Raw genomic sequence first — 20,404 nt, 5'->3', positions numbered from 1 at the left:
ACGATTAATAAAACAATGGATAAGAATACAATTATCGGTTTTGTACTGATAGCTGCGGTGCTCATCGGTTTTAGTTGGTATTCGCAACCTTCTGCCGAGGAAATAGCCGCTCAACACACACAAGATTCCCTAACTTTAGTGGCAAAGCAGAGGGCAGAGAAACAGCAGAAAGCCGCTGAAGATGCCCGTAAAAAGACTCTGACATCGGTTGCAAAAGAAGATACAACGGTTTTGTTTTATGCCTCGATGAAGGGAACGGCACAGAACATCGTGTTGAAGAACAGTAAAGTAGAACTGACACTAAGCACCAAAGGCGGTACGGTGGCAAAGGCTGTTATCAAAAACTTCAAAGACCACAATGGTAACAAAGATGTTACCTTGTTTACGGAAAAAGACCAACGGTTGAATTTCCTCTTAGCTGGCAAGAACAGCAATATTATCACCGAAGATTTATTTTTTACGCCCTCGCAGGTTACCGATTCTACTGTTACCATGACAGCAACAACCGGTCGGGGACAAGCTATCGTGCTTCATTACCTCTTAGGCAAGGACTATATGTTGCATGCCTCTATGCAGGTAAACGGCATGGCCGACCTCTTCGCTCCTACTTACAGGTCGATGGACGTGGAGTGGACGGACAAGGCACGTCAGCAAGAACGTGGTTTTACTTTTGAAAACAGGTATTCCACCCTTACTTATCATTTGACGAAGGGTGGGACAGACTATCTGAACGCGACAAGTGAGAAAAAGGATGAACCAGTAGAGGAAACGATTGACTGGATTGCCTTTAAGAATCAGTTCTTTAGTGCGGTGATGATTGCCAAGAACGATTTTGCTCCCAATTCATTGATGACAAGTATACCGCAGGAAAAAGGCTCCGGTTATTTGAAGGACTATGCCGCTAAGGCAAAAACGTTTTTCGACCCTACGGGGAAAACCCCCACAGAGTTTGAATTTTATTTCGGCCCCAATGATTTCCGCCTACTTCAGTCTATAGAGCAGCAAAGCAAGTTTGGTAAAGACTTGGAACTGCAAAGATTGGTGTATTTAGGATGGCCTTTGTTCCGCATTATCAATCGGTGGTTTACCTTGTATGTATTTGATGGTCTGACTGCCATGAACATCAATATGGGTATTGTGCTGATACTTATTACCTTGTTGCTGAAACTTATCACATTCCCTTTGGTGAAGAAGAGTTACATGAGCTCTGCTAAGATGCGGGTACTGAAGCCAAAACTCGATGAAGCTACGAAACAATATGACAAGCCGGAAGACCAAATGCAGAAGCAACAGGCAATGATGACCATGTATTCCAAATACGGTGTAAGTCCGCTTTCCGGCTGTTTACCGATGTTGATACAAATGCCTATTTGGATTGCCATGTTCAACTTCGTTCCGAATGCTATACAATTACGTGGTGAGAGCTTTCTTTGGATACAGGATTTATCTACCTACGATCCCATCTGGGAGTGGCACGATAGTCTTTGGCTCATAGGAGATCACCTCTCACTCACCTGTATTCTGTTCTGCGTAGCCAATGTGTTGTATTCCATTATGACCATGCGCCAGCAACGAGACCAAATGGTAGGACAGCAAGCCGAGCAGATGAAAGTGATGCAGTATATGATGTATGTCATGCCGGTCATGTTCTTCTTCATGTTCAACGATTATAGTTCAGGACTGAATTTCTACTATTTTGTCAGTCTGTTCTTTAGTGCTGCTATCATGTGGGCATTGCGCCGCACGACAAATGACGAGAAACTGTTGGCTATATTGGAAGCGAATTACCAAGAAAATAAAAACAACCCGAAGAAAACGAGCGGGCTGGCTGCACGTCTTGAAGCAATGGCCAAGCAGCAGGAAGAAATGAAACGCCGCAGGGAAGAACTTGACCGTAAGCGGAGAGGGTAGCCTCTCCGTTGCCGGTTTCAATATATCCTGTAGGAGTTCAATGCCGGATGGTAGTTTTGTATTTCATAAGTCCTACTTTTGTACTCAATGATTTATACTTCTGTCAAAAACCATTCATACGATACTCTTTACCATAGAAACATATAAGAATCTATTAACTGTTAATATTATGAATAAGTCAACCCTAATGGCCGCTGCGTTATTGATAGTATCGGGCGGCACCATTCAAGCACAAAACACCGTGAACATAGGTAAGAACAACATTACGTTGCAGAGCGACCTCATGACTCCAGAGGCTCTCTGGGCTATGGGACGTATCGGCGAGCATCAGGCCTCACCCGATGGAAAGAAAGTAGTCTACCAAGTGGGCTATTATAGTGTAAAAGAAAACAGAGGACACCAAGTCCTCTATGTCGTAGATGCTGACGGCCGCAATGCCAGGCAGCTCACTGTGAGTGCTAAGAACGAAACAAGTCCGGCATGGATAGATGGCGGGAAACACATTGCTTATCTCAGCAATGAAAATGGGACAAATCAAGTTTGGAGCATGAATGCTGATGGTACGAATCGCCGACAACTCACCCGCTCTGCTGTAGACATAGAAGGCTTTAAGTTCTCTCCCGATGGGAAACGTGTCATCCTTATCAAACAGATTCCCTATACCGGCAGCATCAAACCGAATCCTTCTGACCTGCCTAAATCATCAGGTATTTTAGCAACTGACCTCATGTATCGGCATTGGGACGAGTATGTGACGACGATTCCGCATCCGTATGTGGCAGAGGTAACAGAGAGCGGTATCTCTGAAGGCAAAGACATTCTCGACGGCGAGCCTTATGAATGTCCCATGAAACCCTTTGGTGGTGTGGAGCAACTCGACTGGAGCCCCGATTCTAAGTTCATCGCTTATACCTGTCGTAGGAAGACAGGTCGGGATTATGCCGTCTCTACCGACTCGGATATCTTTCTCTATGAACTGTCTACCGGCAAGGTAACTAATCTCTGTAAGCCTGCCGACTTCCGCGAGGTAGCGATAAATCCCACGAAGACCATGAAGACGCAAGAAGTGAATGCTCCTGCCAACAGACAATACAATATGGGTTATGATATGAATCCGCAATTCTCTCCCGATGGCAAATTCATTGCTTGGCAAAGCATGGAGAACGATGGTTACGAGAGCGATCGCAACCGTTTATGCGTTTATAGTTTTGCCGATGGAAAGAAGACTTATGTTTCAGACACCTTTGATTCTAATGTTGAAGGATTTTGTTGGAATGCTGATTCGCGTTCATTGTATTTCATAGGTGTATGGCACGCATGTATCAATCTGTATAAAGCCGAACTAACCGGAAAGGTAAAACAACTGACCGACGATATGGCTGATTACGGTTCCGTGCAATTAGCGCATAATGGTACACAATTGTTAATGGAGCGTCATAGTATTTCTCAAGCTCATGAACTCTATTTCGTAGCACCCGGAAAGGATATAAAGAGCACCAAAGTGCGTCAGCTTACTTTTGAAAACAAGCATATCTACGACCAATTGACTTTTGGAAAGGTGGAATCTCGCTGGGTTGCCACTACCGATGGTAAGCAAGAGAAGGTGTGGATTATCTTGCCGCCACATTTTGATGTCAACAAGAAATATCCTGCATTGCTTTTCTGCGAAGGAGGTCCGCAAAGTCCGGTAAGCCAATTCTGGAGTTATCGTTGGAACTTCCAAATCATGGCAGCCAATGGTTATATCATCGTAGCGCCTAACCGTCGCGGATTGCCAGGCTTCGGTTCGGAGTGGAACGCTGAAATTAGCGGCGATTGGGCAGGGCAGTGTATGAAAGATTACCTGAGTGCCATCGACGATGCCGCCAACAATCTTCCCTACGTAGACAAAGACCGGTTGGGTTGTATCGGCGCCAGCTTCGGCGGATTCAGTGTCTATTGGTTGGCCGGTCATCATAATAAACGCTTTAAGGCATTCATTGCCCACGATGGCGCTTTCAACCTTGAATCCATGTACACGGATACGGAAGAAGTTTGGTTCAGCAATTGGGAATACGACGATGCTTACTGGAATAAAGACCAGACCGCCAACGCCAAGCGCACGTATGAGAACTCTCCCCACAAGTTTGTCGACAAGTGGGACACCCCCATCCTCTGTATCCACGGTGAAAAGGATTACCGCATCAACGCCAATCAGGGCATGGGTGCTTTCAATTCCGCTCGTTTACGTGGCATACCGGCCGAATTGCTCCTCTTCCCTGATGAGAACCACTGGGTATTGAAGCCGCAGAACGGTATTTTGTGGCAGCGCACTTTCTTCGGATGGCTTGACAGATGGCTGAAGAAGTAATCTTATATCGTAGATTCATATCAAAACATAAAAACAAAAGAAAATGGTAGAAACATTTCAAAAGAAACTCAGCGATTCGCCTCTGATGAGGTGGACAGCGTTAGCCCTTCTGGCCTCGGCGATGTTCTTTGCCTACATCTTCGTAGACATCATGTCGCCGCTGCAAGAGTATTTACAAACGTATAAGAATTGGGACCCTGTGGCTTACGGTCGCTTTGCCGGTTCAGAGCCCTTCCTCAATGTCTTTGTCTTCTTCCTCGTCTTTGCGGGAATTATCCTCGACAAGATGGGCGTCAGGTTCACCGCCATCCTTTCGGGTGTAGTGATGGTGGTCGGTGCAGTCATCAACTACTATGCCGTGTGCGATGCCTTTGTGGGCAGTACACTCGAAGCATTCTTCACCGATTACTTCAATCTTCCGCTTGCAAGTTGGAATATAACTCCGTTTTATGCCGGTATGCCTGCTTCGGCAAAGCTCTCGGCCATAGGCTTTATGATTTTCGGATGTGGTGCCGAGATGGCCGGAATCACCGTTTCGCGTGGTATCGTGAAATGGTTTAAAGGCAAGGAGATGGCTTTGGCCATGGGTATTGAGATGGCGATTGCCCGCTTGGGCGTAGCTGTTGTGGTATTGGCATCGCCTGCCATCGCAAAGATTCACCCCATCAGTGTATCGCGTCCCTTGGCCTTTGAGTTGGTGTTGCTTTGCATCGGCCTCATCTGTTTTATTGTCTATGGATTCATGGACAAGAAGTTGGAAGCTCAAGGTGTGGAAGAAGACAAAGACGACCCGTTCAAGGTGAGCGATATCGGCAAGATTCTTTCTTTGAAAGTCTTTTGGCTCGTAGCCTTGCTCTGTGTGTTGTATTACTCAGCCATTTTCCCCTTCCAGAAATACGCTATCAACATGTTGCAGTGTAATCTCGGTTTCACCGCCGAGCAAGCCGGCTTCGTGTTCTTCGTATTCCCCTTGGGAGCAGCTGCGGTGACCCCCGTTATCGGTAGCTATCTCGACCGTAAGGGTAAGGGAGCCACGATGCTCATACTCGGTGCCATACTGATGATTGTCTGCCACCTTGTATTTGCGTTTGTCGTACCGGCAACGCAAAGTGTTGTCATCACCATTACAGCCGTCATCGTATTGGGCATCTCTTTCTCGTTGGTGCCTGCCGCCCTGTGGCCTTCTGTGCCCAAGCTCATCGATGACAAACTGATTGGCTCGGCTTATGCCTTGATATTCTGGATACAGAACATCGGCCTTTATGCCTTCCCCATGATTATCGGCTCCGTACTCAGTTCTTCCAATCCGGGCGTAACCGATCCTTTGAAGTATAATTACACCGTGCCGATGTGCGTGTTCGCCTCTTTAGGCGTGCTTGCCCTCATCATTGGTTTGGCACTGAAAGCACTCGACAAGAAGAAAGGCTATGGACTTGAAGAACCCAACATAAAATAACCCTAACGTTCTTCTTATAAAAACTCCTCCGAATCTCTTTTAGGGAATCGGGGGAGTTTTTCTTTCTCATACCTTAAAAATGAAGATTCTTAGTGGACAATCTTCATTTCTTCCTGATGGCACCGTCAGGCCAACAAGCATCTCCGCGAAGTTTCATTGGGATGAAATTTTATTTTCATCAGTTGGATATTTTATTTCCATTAGAATGAAAATTTATTTTCAAAGGTTGAAACTGCGAGTTCCAAGGGTTGAAACTGCGAGTTCCAAGGGTTGAAACTGCGAGTTCCAAAGGTTGAAACTGTGAGTTTCAAAGGTTGAAACTCATAGTTTGACCGAAAGGAATAATGAGCAATCGAGAAAGGAATAATGGGCGATCGCGGAAAAGCGAATGGGCAATCGTCCGTATAGGGGAAACAACCGTTAACGGCGAATGATGGCGGCCTTGCCCCCCGATAGGTGGAACGGGGCGGAGAGTAGGGCGGTGTCGTAGCGACGGAGCGGGGTGTGGTTTACTTCGATGTTGTCGAGTGCGAAGACGATGGCCGGCCTGTCTGTATTGAAAGCGTCGCCATCCGCGGCGATGTGTACCTCCACTTCTGTGCCGTCTCTTGCAATCACGTTGAAGTCTATGGCGCCCGGCGTGTTTGCAGAGCACACGGGGATGCTTCCGCTGAATTTGTAAGGGTGGGCTTTCTTGAGGCGTATCTCGCGGTTGGCGATGAAGAGACGGATGTCGCCTTCTAAGGGCATGATATAGCGTGTATAGCCGCTGAAGTCGGAGAAACGGCTCTCTGTGGAGTCGATTACGGCCGAGGAGATGCGTACATCGAAGTTGCGCGCGGCCAAACTGCTGCTTTCGGGATAGATGAATACTTCGCGCGTGATGCCGCCAGCCCACGCGTTGGTTGGATAATCTTCTTGTCTGATGATTTTCATGCTTCTTTTTTCTTTCCGGAGTTTCTGCGTCCGCGTCCTCTTCCGCCTTTGCTTGCCGGTTTGTGTGCAGTGCTTTTTCGGCCGGTTTTCCTGCTTTTCTTCACCACTTTGTATGCGGGTGCTTCGCCCAGAGCGGCAGGGAGCGGCAATTTCTCTACCTCTTTTTCGAGAAATTTCTCTATGGATTGGAAGTAGCTGATGTCGGCATCGCTGACAAAGGTGATGGCGTTGCCGTCGCGCTCGGCTCTGGCTGTTCGTCCGATGCGATGCACATAATCCTCGGCATCGCGTGGCACGTCGTAGTTGATAACGGTGTAGATGTCGTCGATGTCGATGCCTCGCGCCACGATGTCGGTTGCCACGAGCACGTCGATGGCTCCGCTTTTGAAGCGATACATGATTTCGTCGCGCTCGGCCTGCGTGAGGTCTGAATGCATTTCTCCGCTCTTGATGTGGAGGCGTTGCAGGGCGCGGTTGATGTCTTTCACCTTGTTTTTCTTGCCGGAAAAGATGATGGTGCGGGTGAGGTTGCCGGCTTTGAAGATATGCTTGATGATGCCCAACTTCTGCGGCTCATAGCATACGTAGGCTGTCTGCTTGATTTTCTCGGCCGGTTTGCTCACGGCTATCTTCACTTCAACGGGATTTTTGAGCATCGTGGCGGCAAGTTCCTCAATCTTGGAGGGCATCGTGGCCGAGAACATGATTATCTGGCAAGTCTTCGGCAGTTGTTTGAAAATGGTGAGAATATCGTCGCTGAAACCCATATCGAGCATGCGGTCGGCCTCGTCGAGCACGAAGAACGACACGCGGCTGAAGTCCACTTTGCCCAGACTGAGATGGCTGATAAGCCGTCCGGGGGTAGCTATCACCACATCGGCGCCCAGTCGCAGCGACTTCACCTCTTGGTCGTAACGGTTGCCGTCGTTGCCTCCATAGACGGCCACGCTGCTTACATCCTGCAAATAATAGCCGAATCCCTGCATGGCTTGGTCGATTTGCTGCGCCAATTCTCTTGTGGGACTCATGATAACACAGTTGATTGTCTCGTCGGGGAAGCCGCCGTCGGCCAATCTGCTGAGTATGGGCAAGAGGTAAGCGGCCGTCTTGCCGGTACCTGTTTGGGCAACGCCCATGATGTCGTGGCCGTTGAGTATCTCGGGAATACATTTCTCCTGAATGGGTGTGCACGTATCGAAGTGCATGTCGTAGAGTGCATCGAGCACGTCGTCGTTTAAGTCTAAATCTTCAAAAAACATAAATCGTTAGTTTGGAGCCTTGCGGTAACAGAAATAAGCCACAAAGGCAAAAATGATGTTGGGCAGCCATGCTGCAAGGATGGGTGGCGTGTTTGCGTTGATGGCAAAGGTGGACGAAACGGTTTGCAGCATGATGTAGCCGAAGCTGAGTGCCAGTCCGATGCCGAGATACAGTCCCATTCCGCCTTTTCGTTTGCGAGAGGAAAGGGATACGCCGATGATGGTTAGGATGAAAGAGGCAAAGGAAGAGGCAATGCGTTTATGATATTCCACTTGGTATTGCACCACGTTTCCCGACCCGCGGTCTATCTGTTTGGAAATGTAGTCCAATAGTTGCGGACTTGTAAACGTCTCCTGTTGCCCTTTGGAATAGACCAAATCGGTGGGTTCCATTTGCAGAACGGTGTCTTTGGTAATGCCGCTTGTTATCTTCTCTCGTAAGCCGCGAAGCTGACGTATCTTCCAATCCATGGCTTTCCAATGGTATTTGGAGTCGGAAATGGTATCATATTGTATCTCCGAGGCCGTCATGTGGCTTACCAATTTCTTGTTTTCAAACTTATACAAGCAGAAACCATATCCTTTCTTTATCGTGTTGTCGTAGAGTTTCATATAAGCAATGACACCTTTCCCCACCTGTAACTGCACGTTTTCCGCTGAGGTATTCTTCTTCTTGTTCTTGTAAAGCGTCTCGAAATTCTGCCTGATAACGGTGCCATGGGGTATGACGTATGCGCTCAAATAGAAGGAAAGACCGGATATAAGCACGCATGAGAACATGTAAGGGCGAATGAGGCGCCGGAAACTGATGCCTGCTGCCAGCATGGATATTATCTCCGAATTGCCCGCAAGTTTGGAGGTGAAGAAGATAACAGCGATAAACACGAAGAGCGGACTGAACAGATTGGCGAAATAAGGCACGAAGTTCATGTAATAATCGAATACGATGGCCTTGAGCGGTGCTTTGTATTCGGAGAACTTGGCCAGGTTTTCGTTGACGTCGAAGACAATGGAAATAGAGATAATCAGTGCGATAGCAAAGATATAGGTACCGATAAACTTGCGGATGATATAACGGTCTAAGCGCTTGATATATCTGCCCGGATTCAGCCATCCGAGCCATCCCGAGATTTGTTTCATCACGGGGAATCGGTCGGCTGCGCGTCTGCCGAGAGCTGACGGATTATATTTGTTCCACGTATCTTTCAGTTTCATGCCTATATTCGTCTGCCTAATTGATGAATGATAGAGGCTTTCCACTTCACGAAGTCTCCTTGTTCGATGTGTTCCCGTGCATCGGTTACCAAACGAAGATAGAAACTAAGGTTGTGAATACTTGCTATCTGCATGGCCAAAAGCTCTTGTGCTTTGAAGAGATGGTGCAGGTAAGCCTTTGTATGCACACGGTCTACATGGCATCCTTCGGGGTCGATGGGCGAGAAGTCGCTTTCCCATTTCTTGTTCTTCATATTCATCGTTCCCTCATAAGTGAACAGCATGGCATTGCGTCCGTTGCGGGTGGGCATCACGCAATCAAACATATCTACCCCCCGTTCGATGGCTTCGAGAATATTTTGCGGTGTCCCTACGCCCATCAGATAGCGCGGTTTGTCTTTGGGAAGAATTTCATTCACCACTTCTATCATCTCATACATCGTCTCTGTGGGTTCACCTACAGCAAGTCCGCCGATAGCGTTGCCGTCGGCACCTTTGTCGGCCACGAATTTCGCTGCTTCTCTGCGTAAATCTTTGTAGGTGCATCCCTGTACAATGGGAAACAGGCTCTGACTATATCCATATAAGGGTTCGGTAGCATTGAAACGGGCAATGCAGCGGTCGAGCCATCGCTGCGTCAGCGCCAAACTTTTGCGGGCATAGGCATAATCACTCTTTCCCGGCGGACATTCATCAAGTGCCATCATGATGTCTGCTCCGATGATACGCTCCGTATCCATCACATTCTCTGGTGTGAAAAAGTGTTTGGAACCATCGATGTGCGACCGAAACTCGCATCCTTCCTCACGTAGTTTGCGAATACCCGTTAGCGAAAACACCTGAAAACCACCGCTATCGGTAAGGATAGGATGGTTCCAAGCATTGAAACGGTGCAGTCCGCCGGCAGCTTTCAGTATATCGAGCCCCGGACGCAGATAGAGATGATACGTGTTGCCGAGAATGATTTGAGCTTTCACCTGCTCCTCCAATTCGGCGATATGCACACCTTTCACACTGCCACATGTGCCTACGGGCATAAAGATGGGCGTTTTTATCTGTCCATGAGCTGTGGTAATGAGACCGGTTCGTGCATCTGAGGCATTGTCGGTATGCTGTAATTCAAATTTCATTTCAGATGTTCTCTATCTCCATATATCAGCAGTCGTTTTGTCAAAGCTTAGCTCCAAGGTTGTAAGAGCTATGTTCCAAGAGGCTAAGAGCTATGCTTTCAGAGCGTAAAAGCTATGGTGTTTCAAAACCGCCTGCCAGCCGCTGTTTCAAGAGGGCTATTCAGCGTGTTACGGCTTGCTAAACTTTCTTCTCTTCTTCTACGGTCAAATCGACTGCATTTTTTACTTTTTCGTTTGTCAAAGCGAAGTCCCATACGTCTTGCACGTTCTCCACATAATGGAAAGTAACACCGTTAAGATAGATGGCAGGAATCTCTTCTACATCTTTTCGGTTGTCCTTACACATGAGAATATCGGTGATACCCGCCCGTTTGGCGGCAAGTATCTTCTCTTTGATTCCGCCTACCGGCAGCACTTTTCCTCGCAGAGTAATCTCTCCGGTCATAGCCGTGTTTTTGCGAACCTTACGTTGTGTGAGTGCCGAGGCCAGCGAAGTGGCTATCGTGATGCCTGCCGATGGTCCATCTTTGGGCGTTGCCCCTTCGGGCACATGTATGTGTATGTTCCATTGGTCGAATATCTTGTAGTCTATACCCAAAGCGTCTACATGGGCTTTTACATATTCCAAAGCAATAACAGCCGATTCTTTCATCACATCGCCCAAGTTTCCCGTCAGCGTAAGTTTGGCTCCCTTGCCCTTGCTAAGGCTGGTTTCAATGAAGAGAATCTCGCCACCAACACTTGTCCAAGCAAGTCCCGTTACCACTCCGGCATAGTCGTTGCCCTGATAGATGTCGCGGTAATAGGGCGGCTTGCCTAACAATTCCTCTATCTTGTCGGGCGTAATCTTTTCTGCGGGCAGCTTTCCGTCTTTGGCATAGAGGAAAGCCAATTTCCGGAAAGCCTTGTTGATTTCTTTTTCGAGCTGCCGCACACCGCTCTCACGGGTGTATTGCTCTATAATCTTTTCAATGGCGGCCTTGTTCAATGTCAATCCTTTTTCTTTGTCGAGGCCGGCATTTTCTTTCTCTTTCGGTATGAGATGGCGCTTGGCTATCTCGGCTTTCTCTTCGGTAATATAGCCGCTTACTTCGATGAGTTCCATGCGGTCGAGCAACGGACGGGGAATGGAACTAAGGTCGTTGGCAGTAGCAATAAAGAGCACTTTCGACAAATCATAGTCTATATCGAGGTAATTGTCGTGGAAAGCATTGTTCTGTTCGGGGTCGAGCACTTCAAGAAGTGCCGATGCGGGGTCACCGTTGATGGTATGTTGGGTCACCTTGTCAATCTCGTCGAGTATGAAAACGGGATTGGAAGAGCCGGCTTTCTGTATGCTTTTGATGATTCTTCCGGGCATGGCACCAATGTAGGTGCGGCGATGTCCGCGTATTTCAGCTTCGTCGTGCAGACCTCCGAGACTCATGCGCACATATTTTCGTTTCATGGCCTCTGCGATGCTTTTGCCTAAACTTGTCTTTCCTACCCCCGGAGGGCCATAGAGACAGATGATGGGCGATTTGAGGTCGCCTCGCAACGACAGTACGGCCATGTGTTCCAAGATGCGTTCTTTCACCTTCTCCATTCCGTAATGGTCTTTGTTCAGCACTCTTTGCGCCCGTTTCAGGTTTAAATCGTCGGCCGTAAACTCTCCCCAAGGAAGCGATACCATGGTCTGTAGATAGCTGAGCTGCACGTTGTATTCGGGGCTTTGGGAATTGAGTTGGTCTAATTTGTCCAGCTCTTTCATGAAGACGGCTTTCACATTTTCCGTCCATTTCTTTTTCTTTGCCTCCTCTTCCAGCTCGTGTTTCTCTGGCGAACCGTCTCCGTTTCCAAGTTCCTCTTTAATGTTTTTAATCTGCTGTTGCAAGAAGTATTCCCGCTGTTGCTCGTCAATCTCTTCTCGGGTCTTAGTTCTGATATTGAGTTTCAAGTCCATCAACTGCATCTCACGATTCAAAACTTTCAGCAATTCAAATAATCGCTCTTTCATGGAAGAGACAGAGAGCAGCCGCATCTTGTCCGAGATGCTGAACGGCATGTTAGAGCAGATGAAATTAACCGTGATAACCGGGTTGCTGATATTACTGATGGCAAACTGCGACTCGTCGGGTATCTCTTCGTTTTTCAGGATGTATTCCGTGGTGCGTGGCAGCAAATCTTCCACAGCTGCGTTAAATTCCTTATCTCGTTCGGCGGGTATTTCTTCGGGGGCTACTTCGGTATGTCCTTTTAAGTACGGACGTTTCTTGGTAAGCGAGGAAAGTGTGCAACGTCCCAACCCCTGTACAATGGCTGTCTGATTGTTTCCCGGGCCGGGCAAGTCCAACACTTTCACTACCTTGGCATATACTCCGTATTCATACAAATCATCTTGTGAAGGGTCGTCTACGTTCGCATCTTTCTGGCAAAACACGGCAAAGATGCCGTTAGGCTCATTCTTCATCTTGTTTACCAGATTAAGACTTGCAGGCCGACCTACCAGTATGGGGCAGATAACTCCAGGGAACATGACCATATTGCGGGTAGCTAAGATGGGCACTTCGCCCTCAATGGTCACTTGAAAAAGTTTGGTAATGTCGCCTTCGTAGTCGGCAATCATTTGGAATGCGTTATTCTGATTTCTATTCATTCTATACTTCACCTATAATTATGAGGTGCAAAGTTAAACATTATAATTGAGATTAAACTATATAGGCTCATAATTTTGCCGGCGGTAAAGGTATTTCGATAAAAAAAGCAATATAACCTGTAGAATATCGTTTTACAAGAGATTTTAAGGAAAAATATGCCTAATGATTATTTCCGTTTTAAGCGGTTTACCGTCTATCACGACCGTTGTGCCATGAAGGTGGGTACAGATGGTGTGCTGTTAGGTGCATGGGCAGAGGGCGGAATGCGTATTCTTGACATCGGAACGGGCACAGGGCTTATTGCGTTGATGATGGCACAACGCTTTCAACAAGCAATGGTGACAGGAATAGACATAGATACGGCAGCCTGTCGGCAGGCATGGGAAAACGTGAAAGCATCTCCGTTTGCAGACAGAGTGGAAATACAAGAGACGTCCGTGCAGAGTTATATGCCATCCGAAGCATTCGATGCCATTGTTTCTAATCCGCCCTTTTTCGTGAACAGTCTGCGTAATCCCGATAAACAACGTGCTGTTGCGCGGCATACAGATACGCTTTCATATCGCGAACTGTTTGCTCATGCTTATCGGTTGCTGACCGCTGTTGGCATATTTTCCATCATCGTTCCGGCAGAAATGTGGGAAGACGTTCTTTCAGAAAGTAGTATTGTGGGCTTTTCTCTTTCTAAGGTGTGTGCTGTAAAGACGGTAGAAAGCAGACCGCCGAAGCGTTATCTCCTTACATTCAGCAAGGAAATACCGGAGAAAATCAATTCCGAAAGACTCTTGTTGATGGGAGGGGCTGGTTACAAATCAAATGAATATAACCTTTTGACGAAAGATTTTTATTTATAGGAAGATACTATAAATTGAGCTTCCGCTGAAGCATCTTGTTGAGGGCTTGTATGTGGCGGGTTTGACGGGTGATGTCTTCTCTCACTTGATGAATATCGTTAAAGAATTCACTGAATGCGTTTTGTATGAGATTGGGTTTGCGCATGCGTTTATCGGCAGTAGGATTAACGAGTATCTTTATACCTTTTGCAATTAATTCGATGTCTATATCTTCGCCCATCATTAAGGGGTCGCCGTCATAATGAATAACTCCGGGCTGGTCTCTGTGTATGTGTATTTTCTTGGTTTTAAATGTCTTTATCTTGGAATTTTTATTGAGCGTTTTGTTAAACATATCAATGCTGATTTGCGGGGCTTCCAGCACGTCGAACGGTTCCATAATAATGACATCCATTAGCCCGTCGCTCATAGATGCTTGAGGTGCGATATAGGCGTCATTTCCATACTGAGAAGCATTCGCACAGGAAATAAGGAAAGCCTTATATCTCTTCGTTCCCGTTTCGTCTTCTATCTCATAAGTCTCGGGTTTGTATTTAAGTCCCTCTTTGAGCACATTCTCCACATAGCTGATAGGGCCTCGTTTACCGCTCATAGCAAACTTCATACTGATAAAGGCATCAAATCCCATGCCGCAAGTACAAAAAAATGGTATGTTGTTGATTGTGCCATAATCTAAACAATGCACCTCACATTGGTTGATAATGCGGATGGCTCCTTTAATATTCATGGGTAACATCAGGTGTCGAGCCAGCCCGTTTCCCGAACCACAAGGCAGAATGGCCAATGCTGTATCAGACTGTACGATAGCCCGCGCCACTTCATTTACCGTACCATCGCCGCCTACAGCTACTACAATATCAGCTTTTTCGTCTTTAGCTTCTTCGGCAATCACAGAGGCATGTCCTGCATATTGCGTCTCACGAATCGTGTAGTCGAACTTCTCTTTATCAAGGTTCGCCTCTATGATATGTGGTATTCCGGCTTTACTTACTGTGCCGGAAATAGGATTCATGATGAATACAATCTGCTTTTTATTCATACCTGTCGCACTACAATCTGGCCTATACGATATTGTGAAATACAAAGATAATAAAATAAAGATGCATTCTGTTCATATAAAAGGATTAATTTATCCAACTGACAGATTTTTCTTAAAACAAAACAGTATATGATACAATTTTTGTATCTTTGCAGCCTAATTAAAGAATATTGTAGGAGTACTACACCTTTTATTTTATAATGGGACAATTACAAGAAAGATTCAAAAACTATCGTGAGCCTCAGAAGTTCATGGAAGCAGGCGTATATCCTTATTTTCGAGCCATTACCGGCAAGCAAGGAACAGAAGTAGATATGGTAGGCCACCATGTTCTGATGTTTGGCTCTAATGCCTATACAGGACTGACAAGCGATCAACGAATCATAGATGCGGCAAAAGCGGCATTGGACAAATACGGCTCCGGTTGTGCCGGAAGTCGTTTTTTAAATGGCACGTTGGACATTCATGAAGAGTTGGAAAGAGAGTTGGCAAAGTTTGTCGGCAAAGATGAAACGCTCTGCTTTTCTACGGGATTCTCTGTAAACTCGGGTGTGCTCGCTGTTGTTTGCGGACGAGAAGACTATATCATTTGCGATGATCGCGACCATGCCAGCATCGTAGACGGGCGTCGCCTTTCTTTTGCTCACCAGCTGAAATACAAGCACAATGATATGGAAGATTTGGAAAAAATACTCCAAAAACTTCCTTATGATGCTGTGAAACTAATTGTGGTAGACGGTGTGTTTTCCATGGAGGGCGATTTGGCTAAGTTGCCGGAAATCGTTGAGTTGAAACGAAAGTACAATGCCTCAATTATGGTGGATGAAGCACATGGTCTCGGTGTATTCGGAAGGGACGGACGCGGAGTCTGTGACTATTTTGGATTGACGGATGAAGTAGACCTCATTATGGGAACTTTCAGTAAGTCTCTTGCAAGTATCGGCGGATTTATTGCCGGAGATTCGGACACCATTAATTATATACGTCATACTTGTCGTACTTATATCTTCAGTGCTTCCAACACTCCGGCAGCTACTGCCGCCGCATTAGAGGCCTTGCATATCATCCAAAAGGAACCGGAACGCATTGAGGCACTATGGAAAGTCTCTCATTATGCACTGCGCCGTTTCCGTGAAGAAGGATTTGAGATAGGAGAAACACAGAGCCCTATTATTCCTCTTTATGTGCGTGATGTAGACAAAACATTTCTTGTTACGAAGCAAGCATTTGAAAACGGCGTGTTTATCAACCCCGTGATTCCTCCTGCCTGCGCACCTCAAGATACTTTGGTACGCTTTGCACTCATGGCTACTCATACGGAAGAGCAGGTGGAAAAAGGCGTACAGGTGTTGAAGCAGATATTCATTGACCAAAAGATTCTGAAATAAGCAAGTGTAAATTTGCAAAGTTTCCGAATTGTCATTACCTTTGCAAGCGCATTTAAAGAATGGTTCTTGCAATGCGGGGTGTAGCGCAGCCCGGTAGCGCTCCTGGTTTGGGACCAGGCGGTCGCAGGTTCGAATCCTGTCGCCCCGACAGAGAGAGATGGCCAATTTGCTTGGCCATCTCTCTCTTTTTCTATCTTACAAAGTACTTTTATCAGATTTTCTATGAAATCCAAAGAGAGATACTACGGAGCGAGTACTTTCCGATGATTCACGATGTAGATACCCTGTTGCATCTTGTTGGGGCATATTTTCATCCCCGACACTGTGTAAACGTCTTGTGGGGTGGCATCGTTTTTCACGGTTGCGATACCTGTGGACACGTTGAACGGATAAAAATCTTTTGTGCCACTTTCGAGTATTACATATATACTGTTAGCCGGAATGGTTTCCCCTCTTGATAAGCGATACAGTCCTGTTACTCCCGTTCTGGTATCGGGGATATATACGTGGTCGTCGGTATTGATGATTTCTTCCGATGTAGCATGCAAAAGATTGCGGGCAATGTCGTCGGTCGTTCCATTAGAGGCAAAAAGATAATGAGTGCCGGCAGTGCCTTTAAGGATGACGCCCGTGTTTGCCGGCACACGTTTTACTTCCTGCAAGGCGATACCATCAGTTCCGCGAGTTACAAGGATATAGGCTGCAATGCCTTGTGTCTTGCTGAAATCGAGGGGTTCGCTGCAACGGTAACCCATACAACCTGAAGCATCTATGTCGACATCGCAGACTGATTGACGGAACAAATGCACCGGTTCAGAGAAATCGGCATAGCAGGAAAAGAGTTCGTAACGGTAGTTGTAGCTCAAGTATCTCCTCTCATACTGTTTGAACGAGATGCGGGCATGGCCTTTTTCGTTGATATGGATAACTGCTTTCGCAGCAGGCTGGACTTGGGAAACAACTTTCAACGCGTTTTGCGTATTGCTGACTGAAGACAGATAGCCGGTGCCATCGTGGAGTGTCCAGAAGTTGGGTGTTCCACCTAACGTGAGCACAGAACCGGTTTTGATGTCTCGGATTACACGTCCGTCAAGAGATACTGTTATGCTCTTGCGATTGTTTCGCGTATTTTGTGCGCCCATGACGTGTTTGGAATCGTGTTCCAAATCTACGATAATGAGTTTATCGCCCGCAGAAAGTGTGGTTTCGTCTTCCACAGGAATATAGCAGATGGTATGATGCGTGTTGTTCGTGTCTGATAAAGCCCATGCCGGAATGACAGCCATTGAGTACAAACATACGGATAAAAATAAGGTGTGTAGTGCTTTTTTCATGTTGATAGGTGTTTTTAATCATATTGCGAAGATACAAAATTTATGGACATGAAGCAAACGTCCGTATTCTCTTTTTTGAACGAAACGTGCGAAAAGACGCGAAAGCCTCATTGCCTGACTAAAAAAGAGCAGGAAGGATGCGCGTGTCTTCTTCTTTTTCCGTATTTTTGCATGGCATGTGAGCGAGGAGCTTCTCTCACCACAATTACGGAAAAAGAAGAATGTATGAAGGAATATCAGACTTATATTTTTGATTTAGACGGTACGTTGATTAGTTCGCTTGAAGACTTGACAGCGAGTACGAACTATGCATTGCGACAGGCCGGACTACCCGAACGCACATTGGAAGAGGTGCGCACATTCGTAGGAAACGGAGTGAGGAAACTCATGGAGCGCGCTATTCCGGATGGGGCATCTCATCCGCGTTTTGAGGAAATCTTTACTACCTTTCGCGAGCATTACATGCTGCATAATCTGGATGCTACCCGTCCATATGATGGCATCATGGAAATGCTGAAAGAGATGAAGCGTCGCGGCAAGCATGTGGCTGTGGTGAGCAACAAGTTTTACGCTGCTACGCAGGAGTTATGCCAACACTTTTTCGGCAACTACGTGGAGGTGGCTATCGGTGAACGGGAAGGCATCAGGAAGAAACCGGCACCCGATACCGTGATAGAGGCTTTCAGACAGTTGGGCGTTTCGCGTGAAAATGCTGTCTACATAGGCGACAGCGATGTAGACATAGCGACTGCCCGCAACAGTGGCTTGCCTTGTATCAGCGTGTTGTGGGGATTCCGCGACCGTGACTTCCTTTTGGAACATGGGGCAACGACCTTTGCCGAAAAGCCTTCGGATATATTGTCATAATGAGTTCGAGATAACGTTTTTTGAGGCAGGGTGCTTCTTTGCTCTGTCGACAACGTCAGCCATACCACTATATATCGGTGGATAGAATAATTCATTTTCGCTTCTCTTATTTCCACAGTTTCCAACACATTTATCCGTAACGGTATGACAATAGTACCGAATAGGACAAATCGATTTTGGGTTAAGGATTGGCTTTGATAAGGACTTTGTCAAGGCGATGGCGTAATTCTTTTATTTTCGATTTCCTTACCGACAATATAATTCGGCACGATTCACCATACTCCAAGGAGATAACGCGGGATGACATTTCTTTAACCACTCGCATAACATCATTTATCCGCTCATAGGGGAACAGTCGCTCTGTCGTTTCTTCTACTATTTGTTCTACTTTTTCACTATTCTCAATGCCAGCTTCTGCCGCAGTACGATAAGCTGTCATCAGACCGCCTGTGCCCAGATTGATGCCTCCATAATACCTGACAACAATCACCAGAATGTCTGTCAACTCATACTTGTTGATTTGTCCTAAGATGGGCTTTCCCGCTGTACTCCCCGGTTCCCCGTCATCGTTGGCGCGAAAGATAAGCCGTTCCGCTCCCAACACATAGGCATAGCAAATATGACGGGCATCGTAATACTTCTTGCGATAAGTTGTTAGAAGCTCTTTCACCTGCTCTTGCGATGAAACGTGGTGACAAAAAGACAGGAACTTACTCCTTTTCTCGGTGTAAGTTCCTTGTCCTATTTTGCTTGTTATGGTCTTATAAGTATCCGACATTTAGCTTAATTTATGGATAATAAGCCCGGAGCGCAACTTAGGCTCAAACCATGTAGCCTTTGGCGGCATGATTTTTCCGCTATCGGCAATATCCATGATTTGTTGCATGCTTACCGGATAAAGAGCCAAGGCCATGCGCATTTCTCCATTATCCACACGACGTTTGAGTTCTTGAAGACCACGTAATCCTCCAACAAAGTCTATCCGCTTGTCGGAACGCAGGTCTTTGATGTTTAAAATATCATCTAAAATCAAGCGGCTCGATATGTCAACATCTAATACGCCGATAGGATCAGAATCATCGTATGTGCCGGGTTTGGCTTCCAAGGCATACCATTGGCCGTCAAGGTACAGCGAAAATTCGTGCAACTTTGCCGGTTTGTATTCATCTTTTCCTTTGCAAACTACAGTGAAATTCTTCTCTAATGCTTTTAAGAACTCTTCACTCGACAAGCCATTTAAGTCTTTTACAACTCGGTTGTAGTCCAAGATTGTGAGTTGAGAAGCTTGGAAGCATACGGACATGAAGTAATTGTATTCTTCCGTTCCTTTATGATTCGGGTTCTGTTTGGCTTTTTCCGCGCCAACTAAAGCTGCAGCAGCAGAACGGTGGTGACCGTCTGCGATATACAAGCTCGGCATTTTTGCAAACTCGTCTGTAATGGTTTTAATATCTGCAGGGTCTGAGATTACCCAGAATTGGTGGCGGAATCCATCAATCGGAGCGATGAAATCATAAACAGGAGTCTGAGCTGCATAACGATTGATGAGCGCATCCAACACTTTGTTGTCAGGATAGGCAAAGAATACCGGCTCAATGTTCGCATCGCAGACACGGACATGTTTCATTCTGTCTTCTTCTTTGTCACGACGAGTCAACTCATGTTTTTTGATGACCCCCGTCATATAATCGTTCACGTATGCACCGACAACGAGACCATATTGCGTCTTTCCATTCATCGTCTGGGCATAGATATAATAGCTCTCTTTATCATCCTGAACCAGCCATCCCTTATCTTGGAATTTGCGGAAGTTCTTTGCGGCCTGCTCATAGACACGCGGATCATATTCAGATGTTCCTACTTCAAAATCTATTTCGGGCTTGATGATATGATAAAGACTCATTTCATTATCCCCAGCTTCGGCTCTTGCTTCTTCAGAGTCGAGGACATCGTATGGGCGAGACTCTACTTTTTCAACGAGATTTTGTGGAGGTCTTACACCTCTGAAAGGTTTGATAGTAGCCATATC

At 46.4% G+C, this 20,404-nt stretch carries 14 protein-coding genes, 1 tRNA gene and 1 pseudogene; 7 read left to right on the top strand and 9 right to left on the bottom strand.

The genetic code is table 11. The annotated features are described in order from the left end of the window. Positions 1–15: 15 nt before the first annotated feature. From yidC to HMPREF0658_RS03895, 3 genes are all read left to right on the top strand, one after another. Entirely contained in the window at positions 16–1,911 is a 1,896-nt protein-coding gene (gene yidC, locus HMPREF0658_RS03905) for a membrane protein insertase YidC (protein ID WP_006948696.1), read from the top strand. Between the two features lie 169 nt (positions 1,912–2,080). After that, positions 2,081–4,261, top strand: coding sequence for a dipeptidyl-peptidase Dpp5 (dpp5, locus tag HMPREF0658_RS03900; protein ID WP_006948694.1), 2,181 nt, complete (start codon positions 2,081–2,083; stop codon positions 4,259–4,261). Between the two features lie 43 nt (positions 4,262–4,304). Next, positions 4,305–5,717: an MFS transporter gene (locus HMPREF0658_RS03895; RefSeq protein WP_006948692.1), complete on the top strand. Its 1,413-nt coding sequence runs from the start codon at positions 4,305–4,307 to the stop codon at positions 5,715–5,717. Positions 5,718–6,137: 420 nt separating this feature from the next. On the opposite strand, the gene HMPREF0658_RS03890 is transcribed toward HMPREF0658_RS03895, so the two are convergent. The 5 genes and pseudogenes from HMPREF0658_RS03890 to lon all read right to left on the bottom strand — a co-directional run bounded on the left by HMPREF0658_RS03890 (position 6,138) and on the right by lon (position 12,892). Then, positions 6,138–6,653 carry a HutD/Ves family protein gene (locus HMPREF0658_RS03890; RefSeq protein WP_006948691.1) on the bottom strand — a complete coding sequence of 172 codons (516 nt, stop codon included), beginning with the start codon at positions 6,651–6,653 and terminating at the stop codon, positions 6,138–6,140. A gap of 100 nt (positions 6,654–6,753) precedes the next feature. Continuing rightward, positions 6,754–7,912, bottom strand: a pseudogene (locus tag HMPREF0658_RS03885) (DEAD/DEAH box helicase); the annotation flags it as partial. 6 nt (positions 7,913–7,918) lie between these two features. After that, positions 7,919–9,052 carry an LptF/LptG family permease gene (locus HMPREF0658_RS03880; protein ID WP_238305646.1) on the bottom strand — a complete coding sequence of 378 codons (1,134 nt, stop codon included), beginning with the start codon at positions 9,050–9,052 and terminating at the stop codon, positions 7,919–7,921. A 77-nt stretch (positions 9,053–9,129) separates the two neighbouring features. Then, positions 9,130–10,257 (bottom strand): tRNA guanosine(34) transglycosylase Tgt, encoded by a 1,128-nt coding sequence (tgt, locus tag HMPREF0658_RS03875; protein WP_006948688.1) that lies wholly within the window; start codon positions 10,255–10,257, stop codon positions 9,130–9,132. Positions 10,258–10,435: 178 nt separating this feature from the next. Further along, a complete protein-coding gene (lon, locus tag HMPREF0658_RS03870; RefSeq protein ID WP_006948687.1) occupies positions 10,436–12,892 on the bottom strand; it encodes an endopeptidase La in 2,457 nt (818 codons plus the stop codon). A gap of 156 nt (positions 12,893–13,048) precedes the next feature. Here lon and HMPREF0658_RS03865 point away from each other — a divergent pair, with 156 nt between their 5' ends. Then, on the top strand, positions 13,049–13,747 hold the full coding sequence (locus HMPREF0658_RS03865) for a tRNA1(Val) (adenine(37)-N6)-methyltransferase (protein WP_006948686.1): 699 nt from the start codon (positions 13,049–13,051) through the stop codon (positions 13,745–13,747). A 7-nt stretch (positions 13,748–13,754) separates the two neighbouring features. Here HMPREF0658_RS03865 and HMPREF0658_RS03860 read toward each other — a convergent pair whose 3' ends face one another. Further along, a complete protein-coding gene (locus tag HMPREF0658_RS03860) occupies positions 13,755–14,786 on the bottom strand; it encodes a diacylglycerol/lipid kinase family protein (protein ID WP_006948685.1) in 1,032 nt (343 codons plus the stop codon). A 200-nt stretch (positions 14,787–14,986) separates the two neighbouring features. Between HMPREF0658_RS03860 and spt the strand changes: the two genes are divergently transcribed. Then, positions 14,987–16,174 (top strand): serine palmitoyltransferase, encoded by a 1,188-nt coding sequence (gene spt, locus HMPREF0658_RS03855; protein ID WP_006948684.1) that lies wholly within the window; start codon positions 14,987–14,989, stop codon positions 16,172–16,174. 74 nt (positions 16,175–16,248) lie between these two features. After that, positions 16,249–16,322: transfer RNA gene (locus tag HMPREF0658_RS03850), tRNA-Pro, on the top strand. A 94-nt stretch (positions 16,323–16,416) separates the two neighbouring features. Here the strand turns inward: HMPREF0658_RS03850 and HMPREF0658_RS03845 are convergent. Beyond that, positions 16,417–17,508, bottom strand: coding sequence for a hypothetical protein (locus HMPREF0658_RS03845; protein WP_139047708.1), 1,092 nt, complete (start codon positions 17,506–17,508; stop codon positions 16,417–16,419). Between the two features lie 225 nt (positions 17,509–17,733). Between HMPREF0658_RS03845 and HMPREF0658_RS03840 the strand changes: the two genes are divergently transcribed. Beyond that, positions 17,734–18,375 carry an HAD family hydrolase gene (locus tag HMPREF0658_RS03840; protein ID WP_024991023.1) on the top strand — a complete coding sequence of 214 codons (642 nt, stop codon included), beginning with the start codon at positions 17,734–17,736 and terminating at the stop codon, positions 18,373–18,375. A 181-nt stretch (positions 18,376–18,556) separates the two neighbouring features. Here the strand turns inward: HMPREF0658_RS03840 and HMPREF0658_RS03835 are convergent, their stop codons facing one another. Beyond that, a complete protein-coding gene (locus tag HMPREF0658_RS03835) occupies positions 18,557–19,153 on the bottom strand; it encodes an IMPACT family protein (protein ID WP_006948681.1) in 597 nt (198 codons plus the stop codon). After that, positions 19,154–20,401 (bottom strand): DUF1015 domain-containing protein, encoded by a 1,248-nt coding sequence (locus tag HMPREF0658_RS03830; protein WP_006948680.1) that lies wholly within the window; start codon positions 20,399–20,401, stop codon positions 19,154–19,156. Positions 20,402–20,404: the final 3 nt, after the last annotated feature.

Origin of the sequence: Hoylesella marshii DSM 16973 = JCM 13450 (assembly GCF_000146675.1) — a bacterium.
GTDB classification, from domain to species: Bacteria; Bacteroidota; Bacteroidia; order Bacteroidales; family Bacteroidaceae; genus Prevotella; species Prevotella marshii.
Note: the sequence above shows the minus strand (reverse complement) of the source record. Positions and strands in the feature narration are given on the sequence as shown.

Coding starts and splice junctions, on each gene's coding strand:
- HMPREF0658_RS03835 (WP_006948681.1), bottom strand. CDS start 19,153: ATGTCGGATACTTATAAGACCATAACAAGCAAAATAGGACAAGGAACT.
- yidC (WP_006948696.1), top strand. CDS start 16: ATGGATAAGAATACAATTATCGGTTTTGTACTGATAGCTGCGGTGCTC.
- lon (WP_006948687.1), bottom strand. CDS start 12,892: ATGAATAGAAATCAGAATAACGCATTCCAAATGATTGCCGACTACGAA.
- HMPREF0658_RS03865 (WP_006948686.1), top strand. CDS start 13,049: ATGCCTAATGATTATTTCCGTTTTAAGCGGTTTACCGTCTATCACGAC.
- HMPREF0658_RS03845 (WP_139047708.1), bottom strand. CDS start 17,508: ATGAAAAAAGCACTACACACCTTATTTTTATCCGTATGTTTGTACTCA.
- HMPREF0658_RS03895 (WP_006948692.1), top strand. CDS start 4,305: ATGGTAGAAACATTTCAAAAGAAACTCAGCGATTCGCCTCTGATGAGG.
- HMPREF0658_RS03860 (WP_006948685.1), bottom strand. CDS start 14,786: ATGAATAAAAAGCAGATTGTATTCATCATGAATCCTATTTCCGGCACA.
- HMPREF0658_RS03840 (WP_024991023.1), top strand. CDS start 17,734: ATGAAGGAATATCAGACTTATATTTTTGATTTAGACGGTACGTTGATT.
- HMPREF0658_RS03880 (WP_238305646.1), bottom strand. CDS start 9,052: ATGAAACAAATCTCGGGATGGCTCGGATGGCTGAATCCGGGCAGATAT.
- HMPREF0658_RS03830 (WP_006948680.1), bottom strand. CDS start 20,401: ATGGCTACTATCAAACCTTTCAGAGGTGTAAGACCTCCACAAAATCTC.
- tgt (WP_006948688.1), bottom strand. CDS start 10,257: ATGAAATTTGAATTACAGCATACCGACAATGCCTCAGATGCACGAACC.
- HMPREF0658_RS03890 (WP_006948691.1), bottom strand. CDS start 6,653: ATGAAAATCATCAGACAAGAAGATTATCCAACCAACGCGTGGGCTGGC.
- spt (WP_006948684.1), top strand. CDS start 14,987: ATGGGACAATTACAAGAAAGATTCAAAAACTATCGTGAGCCTCAGAAG.
- dpp5 (WP_006948694.1), top strand. CDS start 2,081: ATGAATAAGTCAACCCTAATGGCCGCTGCGTTATTGATAGTATCGGGC.